The following is a 6,555-nucleotide window of genomic DNA, read 5'->3' as shown; positions in this document are numbered from 1 at the left end:
ACTTCTTCAACAGAATACACCCCGTTCGAGACATTCAGGCGCCGCCGCCAGTAGGGGGTCCCCCCCGCCTGGCGGGCATTAGCCGACGCGGCATTGATCATCCTCGCTACGCCGGGCGCGCCAATCCCTTCCCATATTCAGGTATCGCAACGGCGCTCGCCCGCCTCACCGTGCCGCATTTCATTTATTCACGCACATGTGAGTGAGTGTTGACATCGCAGCGGGCGGCGGTCATAAATCCGCGGCAGAGACGGCTTCGATAAGGCCGTCCAGGAGGGAGAGGTTTCATGAAGGCACCGTTGCTCGTGTCCGCTTCGGCGGTCGCCCTGTTCGCGCTACCCGTTGCTGCCCAGGCCCAGTCGTCCGACGCGCCGCCGCCCGCCGACGAGGCGGCACGGGACGGCGCGCGGCCCAGCGAAGATATCATCGTCACCGCGACGCGCCGTAGCGAGCGGCTGCAAGACGTGCCGCTCAGCGTCACGGCGTTCGGCCAGCGCGAGCTCGATGATCTGGGCATCGTCGGTTATGAAGGTATCGCGCAGAATACGCCCGGCATCGTCGTCAACCGGCCGACGCAGAATTTCAACAATTTCACTGCTCGCGGCATCAACACCAACGGCTATTCGGCGGGGCTGCAGAGCGCGGTCGCCATCTATGTCGACGAACTGCCGATCTCGGCGAACGGCAATTCGACCATCCTCGATCCCAATCTCTACGATGTCGAGCGCGTCGAGTTTCTGCGCGGGCCGCAGGGGACGCTGTTCGGATCGAACTCGCTGGCGGGTGCGATGCGGATCATCACCAAGAGCCCCGACCTCAATGCGTTTGCCGCATCGGCGAGCGTCGATCTGGGGCTGACTGGATCGAGTTCGCTGCGCCAGCGCTATAATGCGATGGTCAACGTGCCGATCATGCAGGACGAAATGGGTCTTCGCATCACCGGCTATTATCGCAACGAGGACGGCTGGGTCGACAATATCGGCACCGGGATCAAGGATTCGAACAGCCTCGAAGCCTATGGCGGCCGGGCGATCCTGCTGATGCGACCGAGCGACCGGATGAAGGTGAAGCTGCTCATTTCCTATGAGAACAGCAAGCCCGCCGATTCGGGCCTGATCAACCCGACGCTTGGCAAGTTCGTGCGCAATTCGGACCGGCCCGACCTGTTCCAGGGCAAGCTCACCAACTATAATCTCACGGTCAATTACGAGTTCGATTTCGCCGAGCTGATCAGTTCGACGACGCTGTCGACCTATGATGCGTCCTTCTATGTCGACCTGGCCGGCACCTATGCGCAGGCCTTTCCCTTCGCGCTCGACGCCTATGGCTATGACGATCTGTTCGTTCAGGAAACGCGGCTCGTCTCGCGCGGCGACGGGCCGTTCCAGTGGGTTGCGGGCTTCTTCTATTATGACAAGCGCCGGAGCGTCGATTTCGCCTATCGGTCGAGCCCCGAATATCTGGCGGCGAAGAATATCGTCGGGCTGCCCGACGAATATTATCAGCGCTTCAACAGCTATACCGACCAGAGCGAGGTCGCGGGCTTCGGCGAGCTGACCTACAAGTTCAGCGACAAATTCTGGATCACCGGCGGGCTGCGCTACGGCAATACGCAGGTGCAAAGCTTCACCCGCGGCGGCGGCTACAATAGCAATTACCTGACCATCGCCTATTGCCTGTCCTTCCCGGCGGCGTGCGGCTTTTATGTGCCGCCGCTCGCGATCACCTCGATCCCCTATGCCGAGGGGCTGAAGGTTTCGGACGACCGCCTGTCGTGGAAGGCGAGCGCGTCGTGGAAGCCGAGCGAGGATCTGACGACCTATGTCACGGTGTCGACCGGCTTCCGCACCCCGGTGGTCAATGCGCGCGCCGGGCTGGTGAGCACGATCGACCCCAATGATATCGTCATCCCCAGCGGCGCCCGTTCGGACAGCGTGACCAACTATGAGGCCGGGCTGAAGGGCCGGTGGCTGGGCGGCGATCTGACTGCCAATCTTGCCGCCTATTATATCGACTGGAAGAATATCCAGGTCCAGGCGAACCGCGTGTCGGATTCGATCCAGTTCGCGACCAATATCGGCGGCGCCGAAAGCTATGGTCTGGAGTTCGAGATCATGGCGCGGCCCATCCAGGGCCTCAGCCTCGCGGTCAACGGATCGTTCAACGAGGCGAAGGTGACCAAGCTGACGGCGGTCGAGGCGGCCATTTCAGGCGCCGAAGTCGGCACCCGGCTGGCCTCGCCCCATTTCCAGGGCTCGGCAACGCTGCGCTATGATTTCCAGATGGCCGGCAGCAACAGCGGCTTCGGCGCGGTGAACGTGTCGCATGCGGGGTCATTCCCCAACCAGTTCCCGAACGTGCCGGGCAAGCCCAATGTGGTCAGCCCGACGTTCGATTATACCGAGGCCTGGACCAACGTGAACCTTTACGCGGGGGTCAAGCTCGGCGCGCTCGGGCTGACCGCCTATGTCGAAAACCTCTTCAACGACAGTTCGATCACCTACGTCCATCCCGAAGCCTTCCTCGACGGTCGCTACGCCCGGATGCGCCCGCGCACCGTCGGCGTTCGCGCGGACTATCGCTTCTGATCGGCCGGAGAAGGAGAGACATCATGCCCAGCCTGCGGATCTGCGCGCTTGCGCTCTCGCTTCTTCTCCCGGCCCCGATCGCGGCCGCGGCGGACGCCGATCCGGTGGTCGCGGCCCCCGCGGGTAGCGTGCGCGGCGTTGCGGAACGCGACGTCCGCATATTCCGGGGCATTCCCTATGCCCAGGCCCCCGTCGGGGAGCGCCGCTGGCGTCCCCCGGCGGCGGCGGCGGACTGGGACGGGGTGCGCGACGCGAGTCAGTTTGGTGCCGCGTGCATGCAGCCCAAGCCGCGCGCCGGGAATATCTATGCGGGAAGCTTGCCCGCGATGAGCGAGGATTGCCTGTCGCTCAACGTCTGGGCGCCCGAAAATGCGAAAAATGCCCCGGTGATCGTGTGGATACACGGCGGATCGCTGATTTCGGGATCGGGCGCCGAACCGCTTTATGACGGCAGCGCGCTGGCGCGGCGCGGGATTGTCGTGGTGACGATCAACTATCGGCTCGGCATGTTCGGCTATTTCGCGCACCCGGCGCTCAGCGCCGAGTCGCCCGATCATGTGTCGGGCAATTACGGCCTGCTCGACCAGATCGCCGCGCTGCAATGGGTGAAGCGCAACATCGGCGCCTTCGGGGGCAATGCGGCAAATGTCACCGTCGCGGGCGAATCGGCCGGTGCGCTCAGCGTCATGTATCTGATGACGGCACCCGCTGCGCGCGGCCTGTTCGCCAAGGCGGTGGCACAGAGCGCCTATATGGTGTCGGCGCCCGCACTGCGCGACCGGGTCAACGGCATGGTTCCGGCCGAAGAGCAGGGGAGTGATCTGGCCGCCAAGCTTGGGGCGACCGACCTTGCGGCGCTGCGGGCGCTGCCCGCCGAGACGATCGCCGACAAGGTGCCGACGACGGGCTATTTCCCCTTTCCGGCGATCGACGGCAAGACGGTGCCGCGCCAGCTCGTCGACAGCTTCGATCGCGGCGAACAGGCGCCGGTGCCGATATTGGCGGGTTTCAACAGCGGCGAAATCCGGTCGCTGCGCTTTCTCCTGCCGAAGCCGCCGGCCGATGCGGCCGCTTATGAGGCGGCGGTTCGCGCTGGCTATGGCGAGTTCGCCGACATGTTCCTCGCGCGCTATCCGGCCAAGACCATCGACGAAAGCATGCTCGCGGCGACGCGCGATGCGATGTACGGCTGGACCGCCGAGCGGCTGGTTTCGGACCAGGCGGCGGCGGGCAAGGGCGCCTATTTCTATCTCTTCGATCATGGCTATCCCGCGACCCAGGAGTGGAATCTCCACGCCTTTCACGCGTCCGAACTGCCCTATGTATTCGGCACCGCGTCGCGGACCCCGCCGTTGTGGCCGAAAATTCCCGACACGCTGGCCGAGCGCAAGCTCAGCGAAGCGATGGGCGATTATTGGGCGAGCTTCGCCGCGACCGGCAAGCCGCAGGCCAAGGGTTGGCCGGACTGGCCCGACTATGCCGACGATCGCGGCTTTCTGCATTTCGCGGACACGCCGCGCGCTGGCCATAATCTCTTCCCCGGCACCGCGGCGCTGCACGAGGCGGTGGTCTGCCGCCGCCGCGCGGCGGGCGATATAGCGTGGAACTGGAACGTCGGCATTATCGCGCCGCCGCTGCCGCCGAAGGCCGAGGGGTGCCAATGATCGACGGTTCGATGCAGTCCTATGCCCTGACGCTCGACAAATTCCTCTCCCATGCCGCGAAATGGCATCCCGGCGCCGAAGTGGTGTCGGCGGGACTGGACGGCGGCGTGCGGCGCATTGTCTATGCGGCGCTTCGCGACCGGGCGCTGCGCGTTTCGTCGGCGCTGGCGGCGCTCGGGATCGCAAAGGGCGCGCGGGTCGCGACGCTGGCCTGGAATACACAGGGCCATGTCGAGGCGTGGTACGGCATCATGGGGATGGGCGCGATCTGTCACACGCTCAACCCGCGCCTGACCCCGGCGCAGCTCGGGTCGATGCTGCGCCAGTCGGAAGCGTCGGTGCTGCTGGCGAGCGCCGACCTTCTGGGTCTGGCACGCGACGCGACGCGCGGCCTCGGCGCGCCGCCGCGCATCCTGCTGCTCGACCAAGCCCAAGGGGAGGATGCGCTCGAACCGCATATCGTCGGCGCGGCCGCCGATGTGCCGTGGGGCGATTTCGACGAGAATACCCCGTCGGGGCTGTGCTTTACATCGGGCAGCACGGGCGCGCCCAAGGGCGTCACCTATACGCATCGTGGTTGCTATCTTCACACGATGCGCCAGCTTCAGGCCGACGTCCTCGGCATTACCGCGCGCGATGCGGTGATGCCCGTCGTGCCGATGTTCCATGCCAATGCGTGGGGAATTCCCTTCACCGCGCCCGCTGTCGGCGCCAAGCTGGTGCTGCCCGGACGGCACAGCGACGGCGCGCATCTTGCCCGGCTGATCCGGGCCGAAGGCGTTACCGCGGCGGTCGGCGTGCCGACGGTGTGGCTGGGGCTGGTCGAGCATCTGGAGGCCGAGGGCGGCGAGGTGCCGACGCTCGAGCGTATCCTGGTCGGCGGGTCGTCGATGCCCCCGGCGCTGATGGACCGGATCGAACGGCGGCTGGGTGTCGAGGTGCAGACGAGCTGGGGCATGACGGAGTTGTCGCCGCTGGGGACGGCGGCGCTGCCGGGCGACCCGGCACGGCGACCGGATCTGTCGGGGCGCCCCGCGATGGGCATCGACCTGCTGCTGACCGACGGCGATGGGCGGGCGCTCGCCGAGCAGCGCGGTGCCGAGGGGCATTTGCGCGTGCGCGGCGGTTCGGTCGTCGAACGCTATTTCGGGCAGAGCGAGCCGGCGACCGATGCCGATGGCTGGTTCGACACCGGCGACCTCGCGCGGATCGACGCTGGGGGCAATCTGACCATCACCGGGCGCGCCAAGGATCTGATCAAATCGGGCGGCGAGTGGATCAATCCCGCCGAGATCGAGGCGATCGTCGCAGGGCTGCCGCAAGTGTCGCTCGCCGCGGTGATCGGACGCAGCGATCCGAAATGGGGCGAGCGGCCGATCCTGCTCGTCGAAACCTGCGACGATGCGATCAGCGACGCCGATCTTCTGGGTTCGCTCGATGGCCGCGTCGCATCCTGGTGGGTTCCCGATGCCGTCGTGCGTCTGGCCGCGATGCCGCTCGCGCCGACGGGCAAGATCGACAAAATGCAATTGCGGGCGGAATATGGACAGGTGTAGGCCCACGCGGTCGCACCCGATTGAACGAAGCCCCGGAAGGAAGTGAATTTGGCGTCGAAGGCAAAGACTGCGGCAAAGCGGCCATCGAAGGCGGAGCAGCGCGCCGAAATGATGGAGCAGATTCTCGACGTCGCCGAACTTCTGTTTTCGAAGCATGGCTTTCACGGCGTCACGCTGAAGGATGTCGCAAAGCAGGTCGGCGTCCACCACACGCTGCTGAACTATTATTTCGACGACAAGCAGACGCTGTTCGATGCCGTTTTCGCGCGCCGCGCCGTCGTTACGATCGACCGGCGGATGCAGGCACTCGACGATTATGAGCGCGCAGCCGCGGGCAAGCCGACAGTCGAGGGTGCGCTGCACGCCTTTCTCGACACCGACCTCGACCTCTATATCCAGGGCGGCGAGGGGTGGAAGAATTACGGAGCCTTTGGCGCACAGGCGTCGAACAGCCCCGAAGGCGCCGAATTCATGGACAAATATTTCGATCCCGTGGTCTTGCGGCTGATCGACATATTGAAAAAGGCGCTGCCCGACGCGGCCGAGGAAGATATTTTCTGGGGCTATCACTTCGTCACCGGCGCGCTGATGCTCACGCTCGCGCGGACCGGGCGTATCGATAAATTGTCGCACGGCCTGTGCCTGTCGGACGATTATGAAGCGGTAAAGCACCGGATGGCGCGCTTCATGGCGGCAGGTTTCCGCGAAATTTGCGAGCAGCGAAAGCAGGATAGGGGCTGACAGGCC

4 protein-coding genes are annotated in these 6,555 nt (G+C 65.1%); all 4 read left to right on the top strand.

Features of this window, described 5'->3' with window-relative positions:
* Positions 1-287 precede the first annotated feature (287 nt).
* Genes EBMC1_RS00595 through EBMC1_RS00580 form a run of 4 tightly spaced genes read left to right on the top strand, consistent with a single transcriptional unit; the run spans position 288 to position 6,549 of the window.
* Positions 288-2,588, top strand: coding sequence for a TonB-dependent receptor (locus tag EBMC1_RS00595; RefSeq protein WP_003038911.1), 2,301 nt, complete (start codon positions 288-290; stop codon positions 2,586-2,588).
* A gap of 23 nt (positions 2,589-2,611) precedes the next feature.
* A complete protein-coding gene (locus EBMC1_RS00590; protein ID WP_003038908.1) occupies positions 2,612-4,252 on the top strand; it encodes a carboxylesterase/lipase family protein in 1,641 nt (546 codons plus the stop codon).
* Positions 4,249-5,808, top strand: a complete 1,560-nt coding sequence (locus EBMC1_RS00585) for an AMP-binding protein (protein ID WP_003038905.1) — start codon at positions 4,249-4,251, stop codon at positions 5,806-5,808. The genes EBMC1_RS00590 and EBMC1_RS00585 overlap by 4 nt, the downstream gene beginning before the upstream one ends.
* Before the next feature lie 48 nt (positions 5,809-5,856).
* The gene (locus EBMC1_RS00580) at positions 5,857-6,549 is read left to right on the top strand and encodes a TetR/AcrR family transcriptional regulator (RefSeq protein WP_003038903.1); all 693 of its coding nucleotides are present in this window, start codon (positions 5,857-5,859) and stop codon (positions 6,547-6,549) included.
* The last annotated feature ends 6 nt before the right edge of the window (positions 6,550-6,555 follow it).

Source organism: Sphingopyxis sp. MC1 (assembly GCF_000371385.1).
GTDB lineage: Bacteria > Pseudomonadota > Alphaproteobacteria > Sphingomonadales > Sphingomonadaceae > Sphingopyxis > Sphingopyxis terrae.
This window is presented reverse-complemented; position numbering and strand designations above follow the sequence as displayed.

What these genes read in the sequence shown, in the direction of transcription:
- EBMC1_RS00590 (WP_003038908.1), top strand. Translation starts at nt 2,612, where the DNA reads ATGCCCAGCCTGCGGATCTGCGCGCTTGCGCTCTCGCTTCTTCTCCCG.
- EBMC1_RS00595 (WP_003038911.1), top strand. Translation starts at nt 288, where the DNA reads ATGAAGGCACCGTTGCTCGTGTCCGCTTCGGCGGTCGCCCTGTTCGCG.
- EBMC1_RS00585 (WP_003038905.1), top strand. Translation starts at nt 4,249, where the DNA reads ATGATCGACGGTTCGATGCAGTCCTATGCCCTGACGCTCGACAAATTC.